The organism is Pectobacterium sp. A5351, assembly GCF_028335745.1.
In the GTDB taxonomy this organism is placed as follows: domain Bacteria; phylum Pseudomonadota; class Gammaproteobacteria; order Enterobacterales; family Enterobacteriaceae; genus Pectobacterium.
Map to the genome: position 1 here is coordinate 4,137,842 of NZ_CP116477.1, position 24,932 is coordinate 4,162,773.

General features: G+C 53.3%; 19 protein-coding genes. 5 read left to right on the top strand and 14 right to left on the bottom strand.

What is annotated here, in order from left to right; translation table 11 throughout:
• From tatB to argC, 9 genes are all read right to left on the bottom strand, one after another.
• The gene (gene tatB / locus O1Q74_RS19070; RefSeq protein ID WP_271875060.1) at nucleotides 1-588 is read right to left on the bottom strand and encodes a Sec-independent protein translocase protein TatB; all 588 of its coding nucleotides are present in this window, start codon (nucleotides 586-588) and stop codon (nucleotides 1-3) included.
• 3 nt (nucleotides 589-591) lie between these two features.
• Nucleotides 592-852, bottom strand: coding sequence for a Sec-independent protein translocase subunit TatA (gene tatA, locus O1Q74_RS19075; RefSeq protein ID WP_271875061.1), 261 nt, complete (start codon nucleotides 850-852; stop codon nucleotides 592-594).
• A gap of 82 nt (nucleotides 853-934) precedes the next feature.
• Nucleotides 935-2,575 carry a ubiquinone biosynthesis regulatory protein kinase UbiB gene (gene ubiB / locus O1Q74_RS19080; protein ID WP_271875062.1) on the bottom strand — a complete coding sequence of 547 codons (1,641 nt, stop codon included), beginning with the start codon at nucleotides 2,573-2,575 and terminating at the stop codon, nucleotides 935-937.
• A complete protein-coding gene (gene ubiJ / locus O1Q74_RS19085; RefSeq protein WP_271875063.1) occupies nucleotides 2,572-3,213 on the bottom strand; it encodes a ubiquinone biosynthesis protein UbiJ in 642 nt (213 codons plus the stop codon). The genes ubiB and ubiJ overlap by 4 nt, the downstream gene beginning before the upstream one ends.
• Before the next feature lie 32 nt (nucleotides 3,214-3,245).
• Nucleotides 3,246-4,001 carry a bifunctional demethylmenaquinone methyltransferase/2-methoxy-6-polyprenyl-1,4-benzoquinol methylase UbiE gene (gene ubiE, locus O1Q74_RS19090; protein ID WP_015842148.1) on the bottom strand — a complete coding sequence of 252 codons (756 nt, stop codon included), beginning with the start codon at nucleotides 3,999-4,001 and terminating at the stop codon, nucleotides 3,246-3,248.
• Between the two features lie 135 nt (nucleotides 4,002-4,136).
• Nucleotides 4,137-5,699, bottom strand: a complete 1,563-nt coding sequence (gene rmuC, locus O1Q74_RS19095) for a DNA recombination protein RmuC (protein WP_271875064.1) — start codon at nucleotides 5,697-5,699, stop codon at nucleotides 4,137-4,139.
• A 220-nt stretch (nucleotides 5,700-5,919) separates the two neighbouring features.
• Nucleotides 5,920-7,293 (bottom strand): argininosuccinate lyase, encoded by a 1,374-nt coding sequence (argH, locus tag O1Q74_RS19100; protein WP_271875065.1) that lies wholly within the window; start codon nucleotides 7,291-7,293, stop codon nucleotides 5,920-5,922.
• A 62-nt stretch (nucleotides 7,294-7,355) separates the two neighbouring features.
• Nucleotides 7,356-8,129 carry an acetylglutamate kinase gene (gene argB / locus O1Q74_RS19105; RefSeq protein ID WP_334311370.1) on the bottom strand — a complete coding sequence of 258 codons (774 nt, stop codon included), beginning with the start codon at nucleotides 8,127-8,129 and terminating at the stop codon, nucleotides 7,356-7,358.
• Between the two features lie 37 nt (nucleotides 8,130-8,166).
• A complete protein-coding gene (gene argC, locus O1Q74_RS19110; RefSeq protein ID WP_271875066.1) occupies nucleotides 8,167-9,171 on the bottom strand; it encodes an N-acetyl-gamma-glutamyl-phosphate reductase in 1,005 nt (334 codons plus the stop codon).
• A gap of 202 nt (nucleotides 9,172-9,373) precedes the next feature.
• Here argC and argE point away from each other — a divergent pair, with 202 nt between their 5' ends.
• Together argE and O1Q74_RS19120 are read left to right on the top strand one after the other, a co-directional pair.
• The gene (gene argE / locus O1Q74_RS19115) at nucleotides 9,374-10,525 is read left to right on the top strand and encodes an acetylornithine deacetylase (RefSeq protein WP_271875067.1); all 1,152 of its coding nucleotides are present in this window, start codon (nucleotides 9,374-9,376) and stop codon (nucleotides 10,523-10,525) included.
• A gap of 54 nt (nucleotides 10,526-10,579) precedes the next feature.
• Nucleotides 10,580-11,293: a GntR family transcriptional regulator gene (locus O1Q74_RS19120; protein WP_271875068.1), complete on the top strand. Its 714-nt coding sequence runs from the start codon at nucleotides 10,580-10,582 to the stop codon at nucleotides 11,291-11,293.
• A 7-nt stretch (nucleotides 11,294-11,300) separates the two neighbouring features.
• Here the strand turns inward: O1Q74_RS19120 and O1Q74_RS19125 are convergent, their stop codons facing one another.
• The gene (locus O1Q74_RS19125; protein WP_271875069.1) at nucleotides 11,301-12,500 is read right to left on the bottom strand and encodes a starvation-sensing protein RspA; all 1,200 of its coding nucleotides are present in this window, start codon (nucleotides 12,498-12,500) and stop codon (nucleotides 11,301-11,303) included.
• A 322-nt stretch (nucleotides 12,501-12,822) separates the two neighbouring features.
• On the opposite strand from O1Q74_RS19125, the gene O1Q74_RS19130 reads away from it, so the two are divergent.
• Complete coding sequence (locus O1Q74_RS19130) at nucleotides 12,823-14,196, top strand: PTS transporter subunit EIIC (protein WP_271875070.1); 1,374 nt, start codon at nucleotides 12,823-12,825, stop codon at nucleotides 14,194-14,196.
• A 242-nt stretch (nucleotides 14,197-14,438) separates the two neighbouring features.
• A complete protein-coding gene (gene ppc / locus O1Q74_RS19135) occupies nucleotides 14,439-17,078 on the top strand; it encodes a phosphoenolpyruvate carboxylase (RefSeq protein WP_271875071.1) in 2,640 nt (879 codons plus the stop codon).
• A gap of 75 nt (nucleotides 17,079-17,153) precedes the next feature.
• Here the strand turns inward: ppc and O1Q74_RS19140 are convergent, their stop codons facing one another.
• Both O1Q74_RS19140 and udp read right to left on the bottom strand, forming a co-directional pair.
• Nucleotides 17,154-17,936, bottom strand: coding sequence for a tyrosine-protein phosphatase (locus tag O1Q74_RS19140; RefSeq protein ID WP_271875072.1), 783 nt, complete (start codon nucleotides 17,934-17,936; stop codon nucleotides 17,154-17,156).
• A gap of 148 nt (nucleotides 17,937-18,084) precedes the next feature.
• A complete protein-coding gene (gene udp / locus O1Q74_RS19145; RefSeq protein WP_271875073.1) occupies nucleotides 18,085-18,855 on the bottom strand; it encodes a uridine phosphorylase in 771 nt (256 codons plus the stop codon).
• A 517-nt stretch (nucleotides 18,856-19,372) separates the two neighbouring features.
• Between udp and O1Q74_RS19150 the strand changes: the two genes are divergently transcribed.
• Nucleotides 19,373-20,200: a dienelactone hydrolase family protein gene (locus O1Q74_RS19150; RefSeq protein ID WP_271875074.1), complete on the top strand. Its 828-nt coding sequence runs from the start codon at nucleotides 19,373-19,375 to the stop codon at nucleotides 20,198-20,200.
• 141 nt (nucleotides 20,201-20,341) lie between these two features.
• On the opposite strand, the gene O1Q74_RS19155 is transcribed toward O1Q74_RS19150, so the two are convergent.
• Nucleotides 20,342-22,003, bottom strand: coding sequence for a methyl-accepting chemotaxis protein (locus tag O1Q74_RS19155; RefSeq protein WP_271875075.1), 1,662 nt, complete (start codon nucleotides 22,001-22,003; stop codon nucleotides 20,342-20,344).
• A gap of 657 nt (nucleotides 22,004-22,660) precedes the next feature.
• Nucleotides 22,661-24,925, bottom strand: coding sequence for a 5-methyltetrahydropteroyltriglutamate--homocysteine S-methyltransferase (metE, locus tag O1Q74_RS19160; protein WP_271875076.1), 2,265 nt, complete (start codon nucleotides 24,923-24,925; stop codon nucleotides 22,661-22,663).
• Between the last annotated feature and the right edge of the window lie 7 nt (nucleotides 24,926-24,932).

Here is a 24,932-nt window from a genome sequence, read left to right on the forward strand (position 1 = left end):
CTAACGACTATCGCTCGGTTGACGGGCAGAAACAGCAGAAGACTGGAACTGCTCAGGTTTGACATTCTCGTTGCCGACAGCTTCAGCACCGGTGGCGCTCTCATGGTGATGTTCAGCAACAGCACCCTTTTCAGGCTTAGGCTGGCTGGCTGCTGGCCGTACTGCGGTTTCCGTTTCAATGACCCCGTCATAGGCCGCTTCAGGATCGTTTAGCGGGGCGTTGCGAGGCGGTTCCACCGTCGCGTTCGGATCGTCTGACTCTTGATGACCCTCTGATTTTTGCAGCGACGATGTTTCGCTATAGCTACGTTTCATCGCTTCTGCCGCTTCTTTAAGTTCATCCATTGAGGCTTTCAACTCAGGTGACAGATTCTGCAAACTGGCTTTTTCGACTTTTTTCAGGCTTTCCTGAAACTCCTGAATTTTCAGCTCCTGCGACAGTTCATTCTGAACGGTGGACGCCAGCGCACGCAGCGTCCTGATCCAGCTTGCAACCGTCTTGACTGCCACAGGCAAACGTTCCGGCCCAAGGACAATCAGGCCAAGAACCATCACCAATAGCAATTCACCAAAACCGATATCGAACACAGATTACACCTGCTCTTTATGCTGGCTCTTCGGGTCGCCCTGCTTGACGTCTGCCTGGCTGTCAGCAATAGATTTGGTAGAGAAATCTGCATCTGGCTGCGTTTTGTCTGCGCTAGTGGACGGCTGATCGTCACCCATCGCTTTCTTAAACCCTTTGATTGACGCGCCCAGATCTGAACCCAGCGTTCTCAGCTTGTTAGTTCCGAACAGCAGTACGACGATGACAGCGATAATCAACAGGTTCCAGATACTAATACCACCCATAACATTTACCTCTTTTCAAAAAGGGGAACGACAGAATTACCGTGATTATATCGGGTTATTCTGGCGTGTATCATGATCTGCTTCAACGAGTTCGACGCCAGCCGATAATCCAGGCAACAATTCCTGCAGCCATCAACCCTGCGGGAACCATGTCGGCCTCAACACGGCTGATCAATAACAACGTACCACTAATTAGTAGCGTGGCGCCAATACCCAAAAGATATCGTGACTGCCCTTGACGCGCCTGCTGCGTTTTCAACTCATAGGCCAGTTGATCGACGCTGTGCTTTAACATCTTATGCTGACGCAGCCCGTCATAAAACAATTCAGGCACTTCCGGCAGCTTTTCCGCCCAGAACGGCGCTTTTTCTTTAAGCGCACGGAAAACCGCAGGCAAACCGACTTGCTGCTTCAGCCAGGTTTCCAGAAACGGCTTAGCCGTTTTCCACAGGTCAAGCTGCGGGTAAAGCTGCCGGCCAACGCCCTCAATATACAGCAACGTTTTTTGCAGCAACACCAATTGGGGCTGTACTTCCATGTTGAAGCGACGCGCCGTATTAAACAAATTCAATAATACATGGCCGAACGAAATTTCCGCCAACGGCTTCTCGAAGATTGGCTCACAGACCGTACGAATAGCAAATTCAAAATCGGCAACATTGGTATCCGCCGGCACCCAGCCCGAATCCACATGCAGTTCGGCGACCTTGCGATAATCACGGTTGAAGAAGGCAATAAAATTCTCGGCCAGATAGCGCTTATCCTCTTTATTCAACGAACCGACTATACCGCAATCAATACCGATGTATTGCGGGTCTTCCGGGTGCTCGTGGCTGATAAAGATATTGCCGGGATGCATATCTGCATGGAAGAAACTGTCGCGGAATACCTGCGTGAAGAAAACCTGAACACCGCGTTCAGCCAGCAGTTTCATATCCGTTCCATTCGCTTTCAGCGCATCAACATCAGAAACGGGAATGCCGTAGATTCGTTCCATCACCAACATGTCTTCGCTGCAATAATCCGAATAAATTTCCGGCACATACAGCATCGGGCTGTTCTCAAAATTCCGCCGTAGCTGAATGGCATTGGCTGCTTCTCGCAGCAAGTTCAGCTCATCAAGCAACGTTTTTTCGTATTCCAGCACCACTTCACGCGGCCGCAGGCGACGACCATCCGGCAACAGACGAGGCAACCAGCCAGCCAGGCGCTTCATCAGGCGCATATCCGCCTTGATGACCGGCAAGATATCCGGGCGGATAACCTTGATAACGATCTCTTTTCCCGTACTTTTCAGACAGGCGGTATGCACCTGTGCAATGGAGGCAGAAGCCAGCGGTGTAATGTCAAAATCATCAAACCACTCTTCGAGAGGAATCCCCCCCATCGACAGCTCAATTTGCGCGCGCGCCAGTTTGCCATCAAACGGCTCAACCTTATCCTGCAACATCGCCAGTTGATCTGCGATGGCAGGTGGAAAGAGATCGCGGCGCGTAGACATCATTTGCCCGAACTTAATCCACACCGGCCCCAGTTCCTGTAATGCCAAACGCAGACGTTCCCCTAAAGGCATGTTGCGGTGACGATTGGGTAACCAGAACAGTAGACGACGGCCCGCACGCAGGGGAAGCGTCAGACGCATTTTAGGAATGAGTTCGTCCAGACCATAGCTCAACAGCACGCGCACAATGCTGTAAAGGCGGCGTAATTCACTGGGCGTCATCGTAAAGCCTCCAGCTTAGCCAGCCGTTCGGACAACGTATCGGCGGATTTATCCAGCGCAACAATTTCCTCATGGAACCAGGCATTTTCCAGTTTTCCCGGAGCGAGTCGCCACTCTTCCGTTAACGTTTCGGACAGAAAATGTTGCTGCTGATGCAATGACCGTCTCAGGAAGCTCAGCGTTTTCTGTGCCGTCTGGCTGAGGCCTTGGGCAACAATGTCGCCCAGATAGGGAGACAGCCATTCCGCGGGATCGAACTCCGCCAGATCAACCAGCACGATGAACTGTTGAACGACCTGAATATCGCCTTCAATCACCAATTCACCGCTGCGCATCAGCGACGATAGCTGTTGACGATCGCGTAATTTCACCAGAACCGGAACGCGTGTTTTCAGGCGGCAATCCGCCAATTCGCCCCACTGGCTGACAACGTCCAGCCGCTGTTCGTTAAACACCAGCACCAACGGCACATCCAGCTCAGCCAGTTCGATCTGTAGTGTTTTTCCCTGTAAGCGTTGGCGGGCAGACTTCATATTTCGATCACACGAAAAACCACGATCACAAGAAACCGTATCGTGAAAAAGCAGCTGATTCAGCGCGGTTTCCAGCGTAGCTGTCAGAAAAGACGTTATCAGCATTGGCGTTTCCAATCAGAATGTAAACCCACGATTCAGAATTTAAACCCACGATGTAGTGCAACGATTCCACCGGTGAGGTTGAAATAGTTAACACTGTCAAAACCGGCGTCGCTCATCATCCCTTTCAGCGTTTCCTGATCGGGATGCATGCGGATGGATTCCGCCAGATAGCGGTAGCTCCCGGCATCACTTGCCACGGCCTCGCCAATCCTCGGCAGGATATGAAAGGAATAGGCATCGTAAACGGTACTCAGTTGTTTAATTATCGGCTTGGAAAACTCCAGCACCAGCAACCGGCCACCTGGCTTCAGGACACGGTACATTGAGCGCAGCGCTTTGTTTTTGTCCGTTACGTTGCGCAAGCCAAAGGAGATAGTAATACAGTCGAAGAAGTCATCAGGGAACGGCAGCGCTTCTGCATTGGCCTGCACATAGCTGATGTTGTCGATAATGCCTTTGTTACGCAGTTTCTCACGGCCTACTTTCAGCATTGAGGCGTTGATGTCCGCCAGAATGACTTCACCGCCTTCACCAACCATACGGGAGAATTTGGCGGTTAAATCCCCTGTCCCTCCGGCCAGATCCAGAACACGCTGGTTACGTCTTACGCCACTGCATTCAATGGTAAAACGCTTCCAGATACGGTGGATACCAAAGGACATCAGGTCATTCATCAAGTCATATTTTGCTGCTACAGAATGAAAAACTTCAGCCACCATGACTTCTTTTTCATCCCTGGCGACAGTCCGAAAACCAAAGTCGGCCGTATTCTCCTGCTCACTTGCCATCTTATCCGCCTACTATTTCAATCAAATTTCGGGTCTACCCATTTATGGTGAGAGTGTACCAGACCCGGATAAAAACCCCACTGCACTAATTTCTTTCGCATAGCATGGTGCCAAACCCGCGAAATCCCTACCCATTTAGTATGGGTGAGTACGAGAGGAGAAGAGCGTTTCCCCTTCTTCACCTTCCGTTTTTACGGCAGGAGGGACAGTATCGGGCGCGACAGAGCCCGGTAATTCGTCGCGTTCAGCGGGCTCATGGGCCATTGCTTTTTCGGCCAATGACGGGCTGATGGTGCGTTTAATTTCTACCCCCAGCGCGCGGAACCCCTCAGCCTGACCAATAAGGTTACCACGCCCAGAGGAAAGTTTATTCATCGCCTGACGATAAGTGCCCTGCGCTTTATCCAGATTCTGCCCCATGGCCTCCATATCGTCGACGAACAACCGCAGTTTATCGTACAGCCGTGATGCTTTTTCAGCGATGTGCTGTGCATTGCGGCTCTGCTGTTCATAGCGCCATAGGTTATTGATGGTACGTAACGCCACCAGCAGCGTGGTCGGGCTGACCAGCATAATATTGTGCTTTAGCGCCTCGTTAATCAATTCGGGCTGGCGATCGATAGCAACCAGAAAAGCGGGCTCGACCGGAATAAACATCAGAACATAGTCTAGAGAACGCAGCCCCGGAAGCTGCTGGTAATCTTTGCTGCTTAGTTGCCGAATATGGCTACGCACCGAGAGCAAATGTTCGTTCAGCGCCGTATTGCGCTCGACGTCATCGTCACTATTGAAATAGCGCTCATAGGCCACCAGCGACATCTTGGCGTCGATCACGACATCTTTGCCCTGCGGTAAACGTACGATGACATCCGGTTGCAGGCGGCTATTCGTCCCCGTTTGCACGCTGACCTGCGTCTGATACTCATAGCCCTCACGCAGACCAGAGGCTTCCAGCACGCGACTTAACACCACCTCGCCCCAGTTACCCTGCGTTTTATTGTCGCCCTTCAGCGCTTTCGTCAGGTTGATGGCTTCGTGTGCCATCTGCGCGTTCAGCTGTTGCAGATTGCGGATTTCATGCGCCAGCGTATGGCGCTCGCGCGCTTCCGCGCCAAAGCTGTCCTGTACCTGACGGCGGAAGCCGTCAAGCTGCTCACGCAGCGGCATCAACAGCTTATCCAGACTCTGTTTATTTTGCTCATCCACCTTGCGGCCGCTGTGTTCAAAAATCCGGTTCGCCAGATTTTCAAACTGCGTCGTCAACCGCTGTTCGCTATTGGCCAACAGCCGCTGCTTTTCTTCCGCCGCCATACGGGTTTCTTCCAGCCGAATAGTGACTTCCCGCAATTCCGCTTCCTGTGCGCTGTTTATTTCACGCAGCGTTCGCAGTTCCTGATTGAGCTGCACGCACTCTGTGCGAAGCTCACTCAACTGTTGCAGCTTTTCATGGCTGGCAGAAAGTTGCGCGTGGACCGTGCGCAGTTCCAGCTCGTTTTGCCGCAGCCGCTGTTCATCCTGCTGTTTCACCTGCTGCTGATCACTGAGCGACTGCTGGGTCTGCTGTAACGTCTGTGCCAGCAGCCGCTGTTCGGTGCCATGCTGCGACAGCTTCTGCTGATGAATCAGGCTGGCAATCAGCCACCCGATCAATAGCCCTACCGCACCGCCGCCCAGACCATAAAATATGCTGATATCCACTTTGCCTCCGCAGGCCTTTCACGCTGTCGGTCAAGGTAAAATGATACTGTATGGATGTCCAGAAACAATTCAGGCGAGAGGGACGCTGAGCAGAAAAATGCGAGCCGCATTCCATATGAACAGGGATAGAGGATAATTTGCAGAAGAATCAGATGGGTAACACAGAAATTCCCCCAACGCGAAACACCACGTCGGGGGAACTGAAACAGAAGAGGGCAACTTAGCCTAAGCGCTGCTTCGCATCACCGATCGCTTTAGCGACCTGCTGCGGTGACACGCCACCTTGTGCAGCACGCTTATCCAGACAGGATTGCAACGCCAGAATCGGGTAGACATCCTCACCAATCACGGCGCTGAATTTTTGCAGATCGGCCAGCGGCAACGCTTCCAGCGCTTTACCCTGACGAATGGCTTCAACCACCGCTTCACCCACGATATGGTGCGCTTCACGGAACGGAACGCCTTTCGCGACCAGATAGTCTGCCAGCTCCGTCGAGTTCGCGTAGCCTTGCTCAGCCGCTTCTTTACAGCGCGGACGTTTAACCTGAATGCCTTCCAGCACCAGACCCGCCATCATCAGGCAGTCGTGCCAGGTATCCAGCGCGTCAAACAGCCCTTCTTTGTCTTCCTGCATATCTTTGTTATACGCCAGCGGCAGGCCTTTAAGCGTCATCATCATGCCGGTCAACGCACCCTGTACGCGGCCGCATTTACCACGAATCAGCTCCAGCGCATCCGGGTTTTTCTTCTGTGGCATCAGGGAAGAACCGGATGTCACACGGTCAGACAGCTCAACGAACGCCGCTTCACCGCTGTTGAAGAAGATCAGATCTTCGGCAAAACGCGACAGGTGGATCATACCGATCGAGGCATCAGACAGCAGCTCCAGTACATGATCGCGATCGGAAACCGTGTCCAGACTGTTACGCGTGGCCGAGGCAAACCCGAGCCAGCCCGCCAGTTGCTCACGGTCAATCGGATAAGCCGTTCCCGCCAGCGCGCCGCAGCCCAGCGGGCTGACATCCAGACGCTTCAGCGTATCTTCCAGACGGCTTTCATCACGCGCCAGCATCTCGTGATAGGCCAGACACCAGTGTGCAAACGTCACCGGCTGTGCGCGCTGCAAGTGGGTGTAGCCCGGCATCACCGCATCCTGATTCGCTTCCGCCGTCGTAACCAGCGCCTGACGCAGCTGGCGTACCGACAGCAGCAGTTCTGCAATCTGCGCCTTGCACCAGAGTTTCAGGTCGGTTGCGACCTGATCGTTACGGCTACGACCGGTATGCAGTTTTTTACCTAAATCGCCGACTTTCTCGATCAGGCGCTGTTCAACCCAGCTGTGAATATCTTCTGCATCGCTTTGCAGGATCATCTCAGGATCGGCTTGAACCTCAACCAGCAGGGCATTCAGCGCCTGTTCCAGTTGCTGCTGTTCCTGTTCGCTGAGCACATTGACCGTCACCAGCGCTTTCGACCAGCCGATCGAGCCAACGATGTCCTGTTCCGCCAGACGGTAATCAAACCGCAGTGAGTCATTAAATTGTTTAAAACGCTGGTCTGCTGCCTGACTAAACCGACCGCCCCACAAAGCCATAATCCTTACTCCCAAAAATATCATTCACGTTGGTATCGCATCATGCCATACCCAGAAACGACTTACGCCAGAATACGCGTACCAATCGCCACGCCGTTGAACAGCGCAGGTAGCTGCTCGGCATGACGCCAGCTGGCGATATCAACCGGACGACCCAGCGCACGCGCGGCATCCAGCGCGGCGTTAACCTTAACAATCATGCCGTCGGTAATGATGCCCTGAGCAATCAGCTGCTCGGCTTTCTCTGCCGTCATTTCGGCAATACGCTGGCCTTTACCGTCCAGAATGCCGCTCACGTCAGACAACAGGATTAAATCCGCGCCCAGCGTTTGCGCCAGTGCCGTCGCCGCCTGGTCGGCGTTGACGTTCATCAGGTCGCCCTGCGCCGTAATACCGATGGAGCTGACAACAGGCAGGTAGCCCGCAGACAGCAGCGTGTTCAGCAGCGCAGGCGATCCCGCTTCTGCTTTACCCACAAAACCTAGCGCTTCATCGAGCTGCGTGACCGTCGTGCTGCCACCATCGCCCAGACACAGGCCGACCGCGTTGATGTCATGCTTTTTCGCCCATGACAGCAGCGTCTTGTTGGCGGAACCCGCCAGCGCGCCGGTGATGATGTCGATCTGATCGGCAGGCGTGACGCGCAGGCCGCTTTTCTTCACGACAGGCAGCGACAGTTTCTTCATCAGCTCATCCACCAGACAGCCACCGCCGTGCACAATCACCAACGGACGCTGATGTTCCTGACGGTAAGTCACCAGCGCAGTGAACAGACGCTCCAGCGCTTCTTCGCTATCCAGTAAAACGCCACCTAATTTGATAATTAACGGATTCATTATGCTTCGCGCCTCGAAATGTCGGGACCAGTAGTCATTAAATTAACGATTGGGTTTCAGGGAAACCAAAACGAATGTTCATGCATTGCACAGCCTGTGCCGCTGCGCCTTTCAGCAAGTTATCTTCGGTCGCCACGACGATCAGGTGCTCACCGTCAACGGAGAAACCGATATCGCAGAACGGCAGGCCGACAACGGATTTCAGCGCCGGAACGCCCTTATCATACAGGCGTACCAGTGGCTTATCGTGATAGGCATTGTGGTAGGCTTCGGCGACATCCTGCTGCGTAACGCCCGGTTGCAGGCGGCAGGTGATGGTTTCCAGAATACCGCGAGCGAAGTTGCCCAAATGCGGCGTGAAGATCACTGGCGTGCCGAGGTGCGTTGAAATTTCAGGTTCATGGCGGTGGTTGAAAATGCCGTAGGGTTGCAGGCTAACTTCACAGAAGCTGCTGGTCAGCGACGCTTTACGCCCTGCCCCGCTCACGCCGCTCACGGCATTAATCACTGGCCACTGTGCCGGATTCAGCAGTTGTGCATCCAGCAGCGGCTTCAGCGCCAACTGCGCAGCCGTGGGATAACACCCCGGCACGGCAACCAGCTGTGCCTGTTTTACGCTTTCAGCACGCCATTCGGCCAGCCCATAAACCGCTTTTGCCAGCCAGTCAGGGTGCTGATGCTCAAAACCATAATAGCGACGATAAAATTCGGCATCCTGCACGCGAAACGCGCCGGACAAATCAAAAACGGTGCAGCCTGCCGCCAGAAAAACAGGGGCCAGATCGTGGCTGACTTTGTGGTCGGTCGCCAGAAACACGACATCCACACCTTTCGCCGCTTCTTCAGAATCGGTCAGCGGTTTTACCGGTACATCAATGATGCCTTTGAGCTGCGGATGTAAATCAGAAATCAATTTTCCTGCATCGACACTTTGCGCAGAAACCATCAAAGCGGTTATGTTCATCTGTGGGTGACGGTTCAGGTAGAGCGCAAGCTCCGCGCCGGTATAACCACTTGCACCAACAATCAGCGTATTCAGCATGGGATCCGTATACCTTCTTACTTATCTATGGAACAGGTAACAGGGCTCACCAGCGTCGGTACGCAGTTCACCCGCGAAGCTCAGTGAAAGTGACGAATCGCCATCGCCGTACCTTTGGGTTTCCTTTCACCGCGCGTTATTGTATTTTTATTCACAATAAATGCATGAATATTGATACTATCCTAACCAGAGGCTGTCAACAGTGAAGATGAATTTACCCCCTTTTATTGAGCTATATCGGGCACTAATCGCTACACCGTCCATCAGTGCCACCGACAGCGCGCTCGATCAAAGTAATCAGACGTTAATCAACCTGCTGGCAGGCTGGTTCGGCGATCTCGGCTTCCATGTTGAAGTCCAGCCAGTTCCCGGCACCCTCAATAAATTTAATATGCTGGCGCGAATTGGTGAAGGAAAAGGCGGTTTATTGTTGGCAGGGCATACCGATACCGTCCCCTTCGACGATGGCCGCTGGACGCGCGATCCTTTCACACTAACCGAACACGACAATAAGCTGTACGGCCTGGGTACCGCGGATATGAAAGGGTTCTTTGCCTTTATTCTTGATGCCTTGCGCGACATCGATCCGACCAGGCTGACAAAGCCACTCTATATTTTAGCGACAGCCGATGAAGAAACGACGATGGCCGGCGCCAAGTATTTCTCCGAATCCACACAGATTCGCCCGGACTGCGCCATCATCGGCGAGCCAACCTCGCTGCAACCAGTGCGCGCCCACAAGGGCCATATGTCCAACGCGATCCGTATTCAGGGGCAGTCCGGTCACTCCAGCGATCCTTCACGCGGTGTGAATGCGATTGAGCTGATGCACGAAGCGATTTCCCACCTGCTGGTGCTGCGCAACACCCTACAGGAACGCTATCACAACCCGATTTTCCACATCCCTCACCCCACCATGAACCTCGGCCACATTCACGGCGGCGATGCTGCTAACCGCATCTGCGGCTGCTGTGAACTGCATATGGATATTCGCCCGCTGCCGGGCATTACACTTAACGATCTGGATGGGCTGCTGTCAGAAGCGCTTGAACCTGTCAGCCAGCGCTGGCCGGGTCGGTTAACCATCAGCGAACTGCATCCGCCGATTCCCGGCTATGAGTGCCCGCCCGATCACCGTCTGGTGTCAGTCGTAGAGAAGCTGCTGGGGACGAAAACGGAAATCGTGAACTACTGCACCGAAGCACCGTTTATTCAGACACTGTGCCCGACGCTGGTTCTGGGGCCGGGATCGATCGAACAGGCGCACCAGCCGGATGAATATATTGATACCAAGTTTATCAAGCCGACGCGGGAGCTGATTTCGCAGGTGATTCATCACTTCTGCCACCACTGATCCGACGCAAACGGCCTTGTCAGCGACGCTGGCAGGGCTATTTTGAGACAGTCCATGAAAAAGAAAGATTTCATCGCGCAGGATTTACTGAGCAAAATCTATCAGCACACCGACCCACTGCCGGAAAAGCTGCCGCCGGAACGTCAGTTGGCGGAAGAATACGGCGTGTCGCGCTTCACCATTCGTCAGGCATTGGAAAAACTCGCCAGCATCGGCGCGATCCATATGGTGCAGGGCTCAGGCAACTTCATTAATCAGGGCGTACGCAGCAACCCGCTGGTGTATAACTCGATTACCGAAAAGAAATTTAATCAGATTTCATTCCGTCTGCTCAGCCTGCATAAGCGCCTGCCGACTCGGGAAGAACAACAGGTATTTGCGATCGGCGACAGTGAATTTATCTGGGAATTCAGTCGATTACGCTACGTTGATAACCGCAAGGTACAGATCGAAATATCGAAAATGCCCGCTGCGGATTTCCCAGAGATGAATCAGAAGATTATTGAAGGTTCTATTCAGCAGTATGTGCTCAGCAAGGGCTATGCGATTTCACACTACCTGACACATTATCAGGCAGTTAACGTCACCAAAGCTCAGGCTGAGCTGCTGGACTGCAAGAAAGGCACGGCCGCGATGCATATTCTTAATCGCGGTATTTTACAGGGCGGTCGCGTGTACGAATCGAGCGATATTATCGACATCAACTACACCTGTACCTACGTCATCCCCTTAAACCTCGATAACCTAACCTTCCGCCAGTCGCCGTGACGCTGACTTAGGGCGTATGCATCGTGCCATCAGGCAGGCGGCTCTGTGTCCATTCGTGCGGACGATAGACGACGGGGAACTGCCGCGCCGCGTCCAGATCGATCCCGACACCAATGCCGGGGCGCTCAATCGGATACAGATAGCCCTTCTCCGGTTCTACCGCCTGCGGGAAGACCTTGCGGGTATTTTCCGGGTAAGCGACAAACTCCTGAATGGCGGCATTGTGCAGGTGGATATTGAGGTGAATGTTGACCGCCGCGCCGATAGGCGTCATATCAGGTGGGCAATGCCACGCCAGCCGAACACCAAAGTTCTGACAGAACGCACCCAGCTTCAGCGCAGGTGTAATCCCGCCAATCTGTGAGACATGGCAGCGAATGAAATCAATCTGCCGGTTAATCACCAGATTCTGCCACTCGGCAGGATTATTAAATAGCTCGCCCGTCGCCAGCGGCACCGCGCTCTGGCTGCGGATCTGCGCCAGCCACTCGTTTTGCGCAGGCGGCAAAATATCTTCGATGAAATAGGGACGATAGGCTTCTACTGCTTTGGCGAACTGCACGGCCTGATTCGGGAACAGGCGCTCATGAACATCATGCAGGATGTGGAAGCGATCGCCGTATTTCTCGCGCAGCGCACGGAACATGGCGATCGTGTTAGCCATGTACTGATCCTGATCGTAATAGGCTCCCTCCGTTGGCTGGCGCGTACTGTGCAGCGCGTCAGAATTGCCACCATAGAACCCTAACTGACAGCGGATATGACGATAGCCCTGCGCATACAGCCGTTCTACTTCCTGATACAGCCCGTCCAGCGTATCGCTGGCAGCATGACTGTAGGCCGCGATCGCATCGCGGGATTTCCCACCAAACAGGTGATAAAGCGGCATATCCGCCAGCTTGCCCTTGATGTCCCACAGCGCCATATCGACGCCCGCTACCGCATTGTTGATCACCGGCCCGTTACGCCAGTAGGCGTTAACCATCATCATGTGCCACAGATCTTCGATATGGTTAGCATCTCGCCCGAGCAGAAGCGGTTTGAGGTACTCGTCGACCATCGCTTTTACGGCCAGCGGGCGCTGCTGGAAGGTCGCACAGCCATAACCCGTGACGCCCTTATCTGTGTAAACCACCACCGTCACTAAATTATGGCGGTCAGGGCGAGTAACAAGACATTCAATGTCAGTAATGATTGTCGGTAACACAAAAATATCCTCCGACGCATTTTCCGGAATAGCGATAACCGGCAAAGATGCAGTCTAAAAATCAGTTTCTTTTTTGTTTTCTACTTATTTTTTCTTTTATTGTAAATCTCTTATTTAAAATAATTATTTTGGTTTGGAAAAGCCATCGAATTAACAAAAAAACCAGACCAATTATTGAATAATGGCAATAAACACCCCATTACAGGCTAATCGTGTGATGAACCTCATGTTTTATTGGTTTGTTTTTTATTTTTTAAGATTTTACTATCTGAGGAAATAATTCGGCCAAAAATAACATAAGGTCATGTTGGGGGTTTATTCCATGGGAAAAAATGACGTTATTCAGTCAATCATTAAACTGGTTGGTGGAAACGAAAACATTAATAAAGCCTGGCACTGTATGACGCGGTTGCGGTTTGATTTAATTGATGAAAGTAAAGTGCAAACCGAGGCGATCAAAAATCTGCCCGGTATATTAGGTGCGCAACACCAGAGTGAACAGTTTCAGATTATTATCGGGCCACAGGTCAATGAGTATTACGAACTGCTGAACGCCCAGCTTTCGCCTACAACGACATCGCAGCCAGACGTACAGAAGCAGAAGAAGGGGCTGATTTCGCTGTTCATGGATACGGTTTCCGGTGTGTTCGGCCCAATCGTTCCCGCCATCGCTGGCGCAGGGATGATCAAAGGGCTGCTGGCAGGGCTGATTGCCTTGAAAGTGGTCTCTGCCAAAACCGATACCGTGATCGTCCTCGACCTGATCGCCAGCGGTGTGTTCTATTTCTTACCTTTCTTCCTCGCCATCTCCGCAGCCAGGATATTTAAAACAAGCGAATATCTGGCAGCGGCCGTTGCAGCCTGCCTGATGTACCCGTCATTGATAGAAGCGGCGAAGGCTCTAGCCAGCAATAGCCCTAATGCGGTCAGCGCCTTTTACTTCATGGGTGTGCTACCCATTCCGGTGTTCAATTATGCTGCTAGCGTCATCCCAGTGATTTTCTCCGTGCTGGCACTGAGCTATATCCATCGTTGGGTCGACCGCATCATGCCTTCGGTGCTGAAAACCGTATTTACCCCAACGCTGACGCTGTTTATCGCCGCACTGGTGTCGCTCACCATTATCGGGCCATTCGGGATTTATCTCGGTAAACTGCTGGCGCTGTTTATTCAGAGCCTGTTCGATGTGTCGTCTATTTTTGCTGGTTTCGTGGTCGGTGCGATTCGGCCTGTCGCTATCCTGACTGGCATGCATCACGCGATGACGCCAATCGCGCTGCAAAATTTCAGCAATCAGGGCTTTGATATGCTGATGCCAATGATGTGTATGGCTAATATGGCGATTGCGGGTTCCACGTTTGCCATCTACTTCCATGCCAAAACCCGTCAGGACAAATCCGTCGTGCTCTCTGCTGGGGTGTCTGCGCTGCTCGGTATTACCGAACCTGCACTCTTCGGCGTACTGACCAAGTATAAAAAAGCGTTTATCTCCGCCACCGTTGCCAGCTCCATCGCCTCGGCCTTTATCGCGTACTTCGGTGTCCGGCTGTATGGCTACATCTTGTCGAGTATTTTCAGCCTGCCGGCCTATATCGGCCCGTACTTTAGCTACGCCGTTTCCGGCATGGCCATCGCTATCGTGCTTTCCTTCACGCTGACCTACATCCTGGTTGTCAGAGCCTCCAAACAGTCGTAACCGCACTCGCGGGGCCGTTGCGCCCCGCCATCCCCCTCCCTAATTAGCTATCCTAATATCCGCGCCCCTGTAATTAAATTTCACAAATTGCCAAGCCCGCCTTAATGCAAGTACAAAGAATAAGGAGAAGAAAGAATCGTCAATTGACGAACCCGCCTTATCGTGGCTAGATGGAGGCAGTGCGTCAAAATATGTCAAGTGAAATAAACTTACAAAAATGGTAGGGATGGGTCAGGGTAACTATGAACGAACAATATTCCGCAATGCGCAGTAACGTCAGTATGCTCGGCAAACTGCTCGGCGACACCATCAAGGAAGCGCTGGGTGAAAATATCCTTGATAAAGTCGAAACAATCCGCAAGCTGTCAAAGTCTTCCCGCGCAGGTAATGAAAAACATCGTCAGGAGCTGCTGACCACGCTGCAAAACCTGTCTAACGATGAACTGTTGCCCGTTGCCCGCGCATTCAGCCAGTTCCTTAACCTGACCAATACCGCTGAGCAATATCATACGATTTCACCGCACGGTGAGGCAGCGAGCAACCCGGCACAGCTTTCCAGCGCCTTTGAGCGCCTGAAAGAAAGTAAAGATCTGACCGAGCGAGATATCCGCGATGCCGTGGAATCGCTGTCGATCGAACTGGTGCTGACCGCACACCCAACCGAAATTACCCGTCGGACACTGATCCACAAGCTAGTGGAAGTGAATACCTGCCTCAAGCAGCTCGACCATAACGATCTGGCTGATTATGAACGTAATCAGATCATGCGCCGTCTGCGCCAGTTGATCGCCCAGTCCTGGCATACCGATGAGATCCGTAAAATTCGCCCTACCCCGGTAGATGAAGCCAAATGGGGCTTCGCCGTGGTGGAAAACAGCCTGTGGGAAGGCGTACCCGCGTTTTTACGCGAGTTGGATGAACAACTGGAGCAGGCCTTCGGCTACCGTCTGCCCGTTGACGCTGTTCCGGTGCGCTTTACCTCCTGGATGGGTGGCGACCGCGACGGTAACCCAAACGTCACGGCGGAAGTGACTCGCCATGTTCTGCTACTCAGCCGCTGGAAGGCCGCCGACCTGTTCCTGCGCGATATTCAGGTGCTGGTTTCCGAACTGTCGATGTCCGAATGTACGCCGGAGCTGCTGGAGCTGGCCGGTGGCAGCGAGGTGCAGGAACCGTACCGCGCCATCATGAAATCACTGCGTTCACAGTTGAGCAGCACACTGAGCTATCTGGAAGCGCGTCTGACCGGTGAAGAACGTCTACCGCCCAAAGATTTGCTGCTTACCAACGAGCAACTCTGGGAACCGCTTCACGCCTGCTACCAGTCTCTGAAAGCCTGCGGCATGGGCATTATCGCCGACGGCAGCCTGCTGGATACGCTGCGTCGCGTACGTTGCTTCGGTGTGCCGTTGGTGCGCATCGATGTCCGTCAGGAGAGCACTCGCCACACTGAAGCGCTGGCTGAGATTACCCGCTATCTGGGTCTGGGCGACTACGAAAGCTGGTCAGAGTCCGACAAGCAGGCCTTCCTGATTCGCGAACTCAGTTCCAAACGCCCGCTCCTGCCACGCTACTGGGCACCGAGCGCAGATACCAAAGAAGTGCTGGATACCTGTCGGGTCATCGCCAAAGCACCGCAGGGCTCTATCGCCGCTTACGTTATTTCAATGGCGCGCACGCCTTCCGACGTGCTGGCCGTTCACCTGCTGCTCAAAGAAGCAGGCTGCCCGTTTGCCCTGCCGGTCGCGCCGCTGTTTGAAACGCTGGACGACCTGAACAACGCCGATGATGTCATGACGCAATTGCTGAGCATCGACTGGTATCGCGGCTTTATCCAAGGCAAACAGATGGTCATGATCGGCTATTCCGACTCCGCGAAAGACGCGGGCGTGATGGCAGCCTCTTGGGCACAGTACCGCGCACAGGACGCGCTGATCAAAACCTGTGAGAAAGCCGGTATCGCATTGACGCTGTTCCACGGACGCGGCGGTTCCATCGGTCGCGGTGGCGCACCGGCTCATGCCGCGCTGCTGTCACAACCGCCGGGCAGCCTGAAAGGTGGCCTGCGCGTGACCGAGCAAGGCGAGATGATCCGCTTTAAATATGGCCTGCCAGAAGTCACCATCAGCAGTCTGGCACTATATACCGGTGCGATTTTGGAAGCGAACCTGTTGCCGCCACCGGAGCCAAAACAGGAATGGCATGAGGTGATGGATGAGCTGTCCCGCGTGTCCTGCGATATGTACCGTGGATACGTGCGTGAGAACCCGGATTTCGTCCCTTACTTCCGCGCCGCGACGCCGGAACTGGAACTGGGTAAACTGCCGTTGGGATCACGCCCGGCCAAACGTCGCCCGAACGGCGGCGTGGAAAGCCTGCGAGCTATTCCGTGGATTTTCGCCTGGACGCAGAACCGTTTGATGCTGCCTGCGTGGCTCGGTGCGGGTGCCGGTTTGCAGAAAGTGGTGGATGACGGCAAACAAGAACAGTTGGAAGAGATGTGTCGCGACTGGCCGTTCTTCTCGACGCGTATCGGCATGCTGGAGATGGTGTTCGCCAAAGCCGACCTGTGGCTGGCGGAGTATTACGATCAGCGCCTGGTTGAAGAAAAACTGTGGCCGTTAGGGAAACAGCTCCGCGACCAGTTGGCCGCCGACATCAACATCGTACTGGCTATTTCCAACGACGATCACCTGATGGCAGATCTGCCGTGGATCGCCGAGTCGATCGCCTTGCGTAACGTCTATACCGACCCCCTGAACGTGTTGCAGGCTGAACTGCTGCATCGCTCGCGTCAGCAGGAGCAGCCAGATGCCGATCTGGAGCTGGCGCTGATGGTGACCATCGCCGGTGTCGCCGCGGGTATGCGTAATACGGGTTAATTGCGCGAGCAGTAAAAATAAAGGCCGGTCAACTGACCGGCCTTTAATCGATTCGCCAATAATATGAAGAAAACCTCACGCCAAATATTTATCCTGCAAATAGTTCCGCGCACGATTATCCAGACCGTATTCCACCTCAAGCCAGCTATCAATCGAACCGTGTCGTTCGTAGATGGCCTGCAACGCCGTCACGATGAATTCTTCCTGCACTGACAGCACATAAGAGAACTGTCCCAACGCTTTCTCATTCAGCGTTGCCGACAAATGCGTCAGCAGTTGCTGGCGGAATGGCGTCAGCGTCGTGTCCGTAAGCAGGTAATCTTCCATCACCGTCTGTTCATCCGCCCCCAGCGCAAACATCACCAGCGCCGAGCCGATACCCGTACGATCTTTACCCACCGCGCAGTGCTGTACCAGCCCGCCCTCACCCGGCTGTAATAGCAGCGACACCAGCTGTTTATAGGCTGAATTATTGAAAGGCAAACGGCGATAAAGCTCCAGCATAAACGCCCGGGAATCAAACGCCGCCAGCACATCAGACCCCAGCGAGTCCAGATTGGCCGTCACTTCATGGCGCAATGGGTTGGCAGGGTAAGCGTGATAGGTCGCACCTGCCCACAATACATCGGGCTTCTGCGCAATTTCATCGGCATCCCGATAATCCACCACGTGGGAAATAGGCACGCCCGCAAGATGTTCACAGTCAGCCTGACTCAGCAGATCCAGTGAGCCAGAGCGAAAAAGTTTGCCGTGTCGGATAAGCCGCCCGTCAGCAGCGCGGTTGCCGCCTAAATCGCGGAAGTTGATTCCGCCGTCCAGCGGTAATAAAGAGGGATGAAGCAACGTTGGTTCGGTCATACATCTCCTTGCGAGGTTGAAAGGCGAGCAAGGCAACCGTATTACACACGTAGAGCATGTCGCAGGTTAACCCAATAAACCAGAACAAGTGATTAGGATAAGGGCTGGCCTCTGCGATGACCAGCCCAAAATATCATCAATATTGCGCTTATTCAGCCGCTAACAAACGGCGAGTCGCATCCAGCAACACCTTAATCACCGTGGTTTCGGCCAGTTTCATGGTCGCCACGTCAGGAATTTCCTGCTGGGTACGGTTCACGATAATTCCAGCGATCATGCCCGCTTTTAACCCCTGACTGGCGCACATGGTCAGCAGCGTGGCGGATTCCATTTCATAGTTCAGCACGCCCATACTTTGCCATTCTTCCATAGAACCGCGGAAGCGACGCACAACACGCCCAGAGAAGGTGTCATAGCGCTCCTGACCCGGATAGAACGTATCGGAAGACGCGGTGATGCCCACGTGCAGCGCCGCTCCCGAGGCTTTTGCCGCTTCCACCAGCGCGGTGGTACAACCGAAATCCGCGACAGCCGGGAATTCCATCGGCGCGAAGTGCAGGCTCGCCCCGTCAAGACGGACAGCGGCGGTGGTCACTAACACATCACCGACGTTGATCCCAGGCTGAATCGCCCCGGTGGTGCCGACGCGCAGAAAAGTACGGATGCCGAGCTGTGCCAATTCTTCTACCGCGATTGACGTTGACGGGCCGCCAATGCCGGTCGAGCAAACAATCACTGCCTTGCCGTCCAGTTCCGCACGCCAGGATGTAAATTCACGGTGTGATGCCAGATGTACCGGGTTATCCATCAGGCGAGCAATTTTTTCAACACGCTCAGGATCGCCGGGGACGATAGCCAGCGTCGCGCCCTGTAAATCGTTCTTGACCAGACCAAGATGGAACACATCAGATGTAGACATAACTGCCTCCCGGGCAATCAAGTGGGTATTCAGAGAAATCGCGCCGGACGCCCCATAAACGCGGTCTATAAACGTAACGCTGTTCACTTAAGACTGGATTTATTCGCCCAGTTCCTGTGCTCGCCCTGACGGACTGCCACACGTGGCATTTAAAATGCGTTTGCATTTTATAGGGGGAAACACGGTGATGAGGCTCCCGCTGGGATACCTCGCACCATGGTAGCCCCCGGTATCTCGATTCTTAAACGATCGGCATTAGTCCATAAGCATCCGTTTAATAAAAAGACTCTAGCGCATCACTACGTCTTTTTAAGTGATGAGAATCACCTATAAAAAAGAAACAAACATCAACATACATAAAATATGTGATTAACATCACTATTTATCAGGTAAGGAATTCATTTTTGTCGATTAATCGTCTTCTAGTGTAGATGCTTTAATCATTGATAGTATTTATCATCAATGTTCTGGAATCCCTCTTTCCCATAAGAACAGCCCGATAACAGGAGCGCGCGTAATGAAGACTGATGAACAGACAACCTTCAAACATCTTCCTCAGGGTCTATCCCCGGCAGTGGAACCGCAGAGCTCCTCGATCATTACCACGGATTCTGTCGGCATCATTGCCAGTGAAACCACCATTTCTTCTCAGGGTGAGCAGCTCCCCGCGTATATCGCCAGACCGGCGAACCATGACAAGCCGCTCCCTATCGTTCTGGTGGTGCAGGAGATTTTCGGCGTTCATCAACACATTCAGGACGTTTGCCGCAGGCTGGCCAAACAGGGCTATATGGCCATTGCGCCAGAGCTGTATTTCCGTCAGGGCGACCCCAGCCACTATAACGACATTCAGCGGATCCTGACCGAGCTGGTTTATAAGGTACCCGATACGCAGGTGCTATCCGATCTCGATCACTCGGCCAACTGGGCGATTAAACAGGGTGGGGACGCGAGTAAGCTGGCAATAACGGGTTTCTGTTGGGGCGGACGCATCACCTGGCTCTACGCCGCACACAACCCGCAACTCAAGGCGGCCGTTGCCTGGTACGGCAAGTGTACGGGTGAGAAAACGCTGAATAGCCCTAAACATCCGGTCGATGTCGCAACGGAATTAGAAGCCCCGGTACTGGGGTTGTACGGTGCGAAAGACGAAGGGATTCCATTGGGACAGGTCGATACGATGCGGCAGGCGCTGCGTGCGGCCAATGCGGCGGCAGATATCATCGTCTACCCCGATGCCGGTCATGCTTTTCATGCCGATTACCGCCCCAGCTACCATGAAGAATCCGCACAAGATGGCTGGCGGCGTATGCTGGCATGGTTCCAGAAAAACGGCGTGGCGTAACGCCATCACACTATTTTCTTTTTTATCACCGCGTTAAAACGCCACGGAAAATGAACTGCACCCCAAAAGTTGGACACCCAACGAGTAGGGGTGCAGTTCAGAAAACGACGGCGTTTTAACGTGTGACAGAGGTGGACGGCCTTAGAACGACGTCCAGTCTCCGTTGTTACCCTGATCTTTTGCCACCGAGGGCGCTAAAGACAGCGCTGGCGTACGTGTTGGCACCGGTGCATAAGATGCCGTTTTACCGTTACCATTAGACGAAAGCTTAAAGGCGCTTACCGCCTCGACCAGAACGGAAGCCTGTGCTTGCAGAGACAAGGCAGCAGAGGCCGATTCTTCAACCAGAGCCGCGTTCTGCTGGGTCGTGGTATCAATCTGCCCAACCGCGAGATTCATCTGATTAATTCCATCACTCTGTTCACGGCTAGCCTGCGAAATCTCGCTGATAATATCATTCACATCGCGCACATAGCCCGTTAAACCTCCCATGGTTTCTTCGGCAGTATCCACCAGCGACATGCCTTCCTGAATTTTGCTCACGGAGTCGTCGATCAAATCCTTGATCTCCCGTGCGGCGGTCGCACTACGCTGTGCCAAAGAACGCACTTCCCCTGCCACCACCGCAAAGCCGCGACCTTGCTCACCCGCACGTGCAGCTTCAACCGCCGCGTTCAGCGCCAGAATATTGGTCTGGAAGGCAATGCCGTCAATCACACCAATGATCTCCGCCATACGCTGGGATGAGTCGCGAATGCCGCGCATTTTCTGCGTCACAGAAACCATCACGTCGCCGCTTTGCTTCGCCGCACCAGAGGCTTTATTGGCAATATCCGTCGCCTGCTGGGTGTTCTCCGCCGTGTTTTTAATGGTAGACGTCAACTGTTCCATCGACGCTGCGGTTTCTTCCAACGAGCTGGCCTGTTCTTCAGTCCGGGCGGACAGATCCTGATTACCTGCGGCGATTTGCGAGGCTGCCGTCGAGATGGTTTCTGCCCCATCACGTACCTGCCCGACAATCGTGCTCAGGCTGGTGTTCATGTGATCCAACGATTGCAGCAGCAATCCGGTTTCATCTTTGCTGGTAACAGTGATGTTCGAGGTCAGGTCGCCCTGTGCCACTCTATCTGCCACTTGCAAAGCCTGCTGTATCGGTCGGGTTACACTGCGCGTAATTGACCAGGCAATCAATGCCCCAAATACGGCACCCAGCACCAAAATAAGCAACAGAATAATACGGGTCTCGCTGTATACCTCAGCCATCGCTTCAACAGAGGAATCCATTGCATCATCCTGATAATTAACCAGTTTTCCTACCGCATCACGGTACTGACGCTGGATGACATTCAGGTTGTTGTTGAACTCCTCAATCGCTGCGTCCCGATTGCCTGCTACCACTTCGCTGATAATTTTGTCACCAGACTTCAAAAATTCTGTACGGATGCCGCGAATAGCACGCAACTGAGCGACCGAACGTTCTTCAACAGTCTGCCCTTCCAGCTTATCCAACAGACGGCCAATCTCCTGGCGGAACGTATTCACGCGATCGACGTTTTCCTTGATTTTATCGTTACCTGAAACCAGCATCAGCCGCTGATACACCACCAGAATGCCGTTCACATTATCGATGAGATCATTGGAATCAACAGTTTGTGGGTAAACGTCTTTCACGATACTTCTGGCACTATCCTGGAAACCGGATAACTTAGACAGGGAAAAAGCGCTCACAATAAACAGCATTAAAATCAGGGCGGCAAATCCGGCTCCCAGTCGATAGCCAATACGCCAATTCACTAAACTCATGTCTCACTCCTTTTAGGTAATGCATAGCAATGTCAATTGCGCACATGTCGCAGCTTGATGGAACCACAGGGCGGAGAATGATTGACGGTCGGAAGGGGAAAAACCTTCTGACGCGCCAGAGATACCTTGAGGCAGGCATTTTTACGCACGCTCTCAGCATGAGAGGCGCTATCAAAAATCAAATAGTTTCCCTCGGGTGTTGAGGTGCGAAAGTGGAAATAAATCTAACAATGCTACAAATACAACTGACAAGACCGCAAAGACGGGATGGAGGTGATAATAATGGTCTTCCCTCTCCGGACTCATGCAGCCATGGCCGCTCCTGTGTTATCCCTTTTTATCGGCAACATGTTTCTGAACTTTACAAATTGATCGTTTAAATCATTCAAAAATATACGATAAATAGATATCAACTATCAAAAATTAAGTTTCGATCGGAAAAATCACAGATAAAACAACCGATAATTAACACAAATAACACTTCAATTACATAAAAGAATAGCCAGACATATTGGTTATTAAAAATAAAGAGATGAGAATATTTCCTGATAAAGCATCACAAGCTAAATAACAAGAGAAAAAATCATATTTACTCTGCATAACACATGAAAAAATCAGGGAGGCCATCGCCTCCCTGATTTCATCAGCAATTAAACCTTACTGGGTTTCACGCAGACGCTGCGCGGCCTGAACCATGTTCGCCAGAGCCTGACGCGTTTCTGTCCAGCCGCGGGTTTTCAAACCGCAATCCGGATTCACCCACAGACGCTCAGCGGGAATACGCTGTGCCGCTTTCTTCAGCAACGCCTCCATCCATTCCACGCTCGGTACGTTCGGGGAGTGGATATCATAAACGCCGGGGCCAATTTCATTCGGGTATTCGAATTCTTCAAACGACTCCAGCAATTCCATATCGGAACGAGAGGTTTCAATCGTAATCACATCGGCATCCAGCGCGGCGATAGAATCCATGATGTCGTTGAACTCGCAATAACACATGTGGGTATGGATCTGCGTATCATCTTTCGCCACGGCGGCATTCAGGCGGAAAGCATCCACTGCCCAGGTCAGATACGCGTCCCAGTCAGAACGGTGCAGCGGCAGACCTTCACGCAACGCCGGTTCGTCAATCTGGATGATGCCAATACCTGCGGCTTCCAAATCTGCCACTTCATCACGCAGCGCCAGTGCAATCTGTTTAGCAATGGTTTCACGCGTAACGTCTTCACGCGGGAACGACCAGCACAGGATAGTCACCGGACCGGTCAGCATGCCTTTCATCGGCTTGTCGGTCAGGGACTGCGCGTATTTCGCCCACTCAACGGTGATCGCTTCTGGACGGCTCACATCACCAATGATGACAGGCGGCTTCACACAGCGAGAACCGTAGCTCTGCACCCAGCCATTCTGGGTGAAGATAAACCCATCCAGATGCTCACCGAAGTACTCCACCATGTCGTTACGCTCGGCTTCACCGTGCACCAGCACGTCCAAACCCAGACGCTCCTGCTCAACCACCGCTTGCTTAATGTGCTCGGCAATACCGGTGCGATAGTTATTGCTATCCAGACGCCCCTGTTTGAAATCCAGACGGAGGCCGCGAATTTCAGTGGTCTGCGGGAAAGAGCCGATCGTGGTCGTCGGCCATGCTGGCAGATTAAAGCGCTCGCGCTGAGCATCTGCACGCACCGAGTACACATTCTGACGCTGGCTGTCCTGTGCGGTAACGGCTGCCAGACGCTGCGCAACGTCGGCGTTATTCACTCGCGTTGAGGTACGGCGGGCGCGAATCGGCGCGCTGTAGGCTTCCAGTGCCTGACCGTTGCCGCTATTCAGTGCCTGAGACAACAGTGACAGCTCCGCACATTTCTGAATCGCAAAGGCAAACCAGCTCTTCACTTCATCATCCAGACGCACTTCCACGCTCAGATCAATCGGGCTATGCAGCAGCGAGCATGAGCTGCCCAGCCACAGATCGCGCGTTCCCACCAGCGGTTGCAGACGCTCGAACCAGTTGCTCAGATCGGCGCGCCATACGTTACGGCCATTAACCACCCCCAGAGACAGCACCCAGTTAGCAGGCAGTTGGGCGCTCAGCGTCGCGGCATCATCCTTACCGTGAACCAGATCGATATGCAGCCCCTGAACCGGCAGCACTTTGATCGTTTCCAGATTCTGGCTCACGCTATCGAAATAGGTCGTCAGCAGCAGTTTCACCTGACCTTGCAACGCATCGTAAGCCGATTTAAACGCGGCCAGCCACGCTTGCGGCAGTTCCAGCGCCAGCGCAGGTTCATCGATCTGCACCCACTCAATCCCGCGTTTCGCCAGCTCAGCCAACACCTGCTGGTAAACGGGCAGAATATCCTGCAGCAGCGACAGACGGTCAAACTGCTCACCTTTCACTTTACCCAGCCACAGATAGGTAACCGGGCCTAACAGAACAGGCTTCACGTTATGGCCCAGCGCCAATGCTTCATCAACTTCATCCAGCAGTTGTGTCCAGGTCAGCTTGAACTGCTGCCCTTTGGTGAATTCCGGCACCATATAGTGATAGTTTGTGTTAAACCATTTGGTCATTTCAGCCGCAGCGGCAGGCTGACCGGTTGGCGCACGTCCACGGCCAATACGGAACAGCGTATCCAGATCGACCGAGCCGTCTTCATTCTGATGACGTGCAGGTACATTACCCAGTAGCAGACTGGTGGTCAGTACATGATCGTACCAGGCGAAATCACCCACTGGCAGCAGATCAACACCAGCATCCTTCTGTTGTTGCCAATGACGCGCACGCAGCTCACGTCCAACGGTCAGCAACGCTTCCTGTGTCGCGTTACCTGCCCAGTAGCTTTCCTGCGCTTTTTTCAGTTCACGACGTAATCCAACGCGCGGAAAACCCAGTGTATGATTCACAATCGCCATCGTTAAT

Bases quoted from the DNA above. Each gene is read 5' to 3' on its own strand.
- tatA (WP_271875061.1), bottom strand. From the start codon at position 852: ATGGGTGGTATTAGTATCTGGAACCTGTTGATTATCGCTGTCATCGTC.
- ubiB (WP_271875062.1), bottom strand. From the start codon at position 2,575: ATGACGCCCAGTGAATTACGCCGCCTTTACAGCATTGTGCGCGTGCTG.
- ubiJ (WP_271875063.1), bottom strand. From the start codon at position 3,213: ATGCTGATAACGTCTTTTCTGACAGCTACGCTGGAAACCGCGCTGAAT.
- ubiE (WP_015842148.1), bottom strand. From the start codon at position 4,001: ATGGCAAGTGAGCAGGAGAATACGGCCGACTTTGGTTTTCGGACTGTC.
- argH (WP_271875065.1), bottom strand. From the start codon at position 7,293: ATGGCTTTGTGGGGCGGTCGGTTTAGTCAGGCAGCAGACCAGCGTTTT.
- argB (WP_334311370.1), bottom strand. From the start codon at position 8,129: ATGAATCCGTTAATTATCAAATTAGGTGGCGTTTTACTGGATAGCGAA.
- argC (WP_271875066.1), bottom strand. From the start codon at position 9,171: ATGCTGAATACGCTGATTGTTGGTGCAAGTGGTTATACCGGCGCGGAG.
- O1Q74_RS19120 (WP_271875068.1), top strand. From the start codon at position 10,580: ATGAAAAAGAAAGATTTCATCGCGCAGGATTTACTGAGCAAAATCTAT.
- O1Q74_RS19130 (WP_271875070.1), top strand. From the start codon at position 12,823: ATGGGAAAAAATGACGTTATTCAGTCAATCATTAAACTGGTTGGTGGA.
- ppc (WP_271875071.1), top strand. From the start codon at position 14,439: ATGAACGAACAATATTCCGCAATGCGCAGTAACGTCAGTATGCTCGGC.
- O1Q74_RS19140 (WP_271875072.1), bottom strand. From the start codon at position 17,936: ATGACCGAACCAACGTTGCTTCATCCCTCTTTATTACCGCTGGACGGC.
- udp (WP_271875073.1), bottom strand. From the start codon at position 18,855: ATGTCTACATCTGATGTGTTCCATCTTGGTCTGGTCAAGAACGATTTA.
- O1Q74_RS19150 (WP_271875074.1), top strand. From the start codon at position 19,373: ATGAAGACTGATGAACAGACAACCTTCAAACATCTTCCTCAGGGTCTA.
- O1Q74_RS19155 (WP_271875075.1), bottom strand. From the start codon at position 22,003: ATGAGTTTAGTGAATTGGCGTATTGGCTATCGACTGGGAGCCGGATTT.
- metE (WP_271875076.1), bottom strand. From the start codon at position 24,925: ATGGCGATTGTGAATCATACACTGGGTTTTCCGCGCGTTGGATTACGT.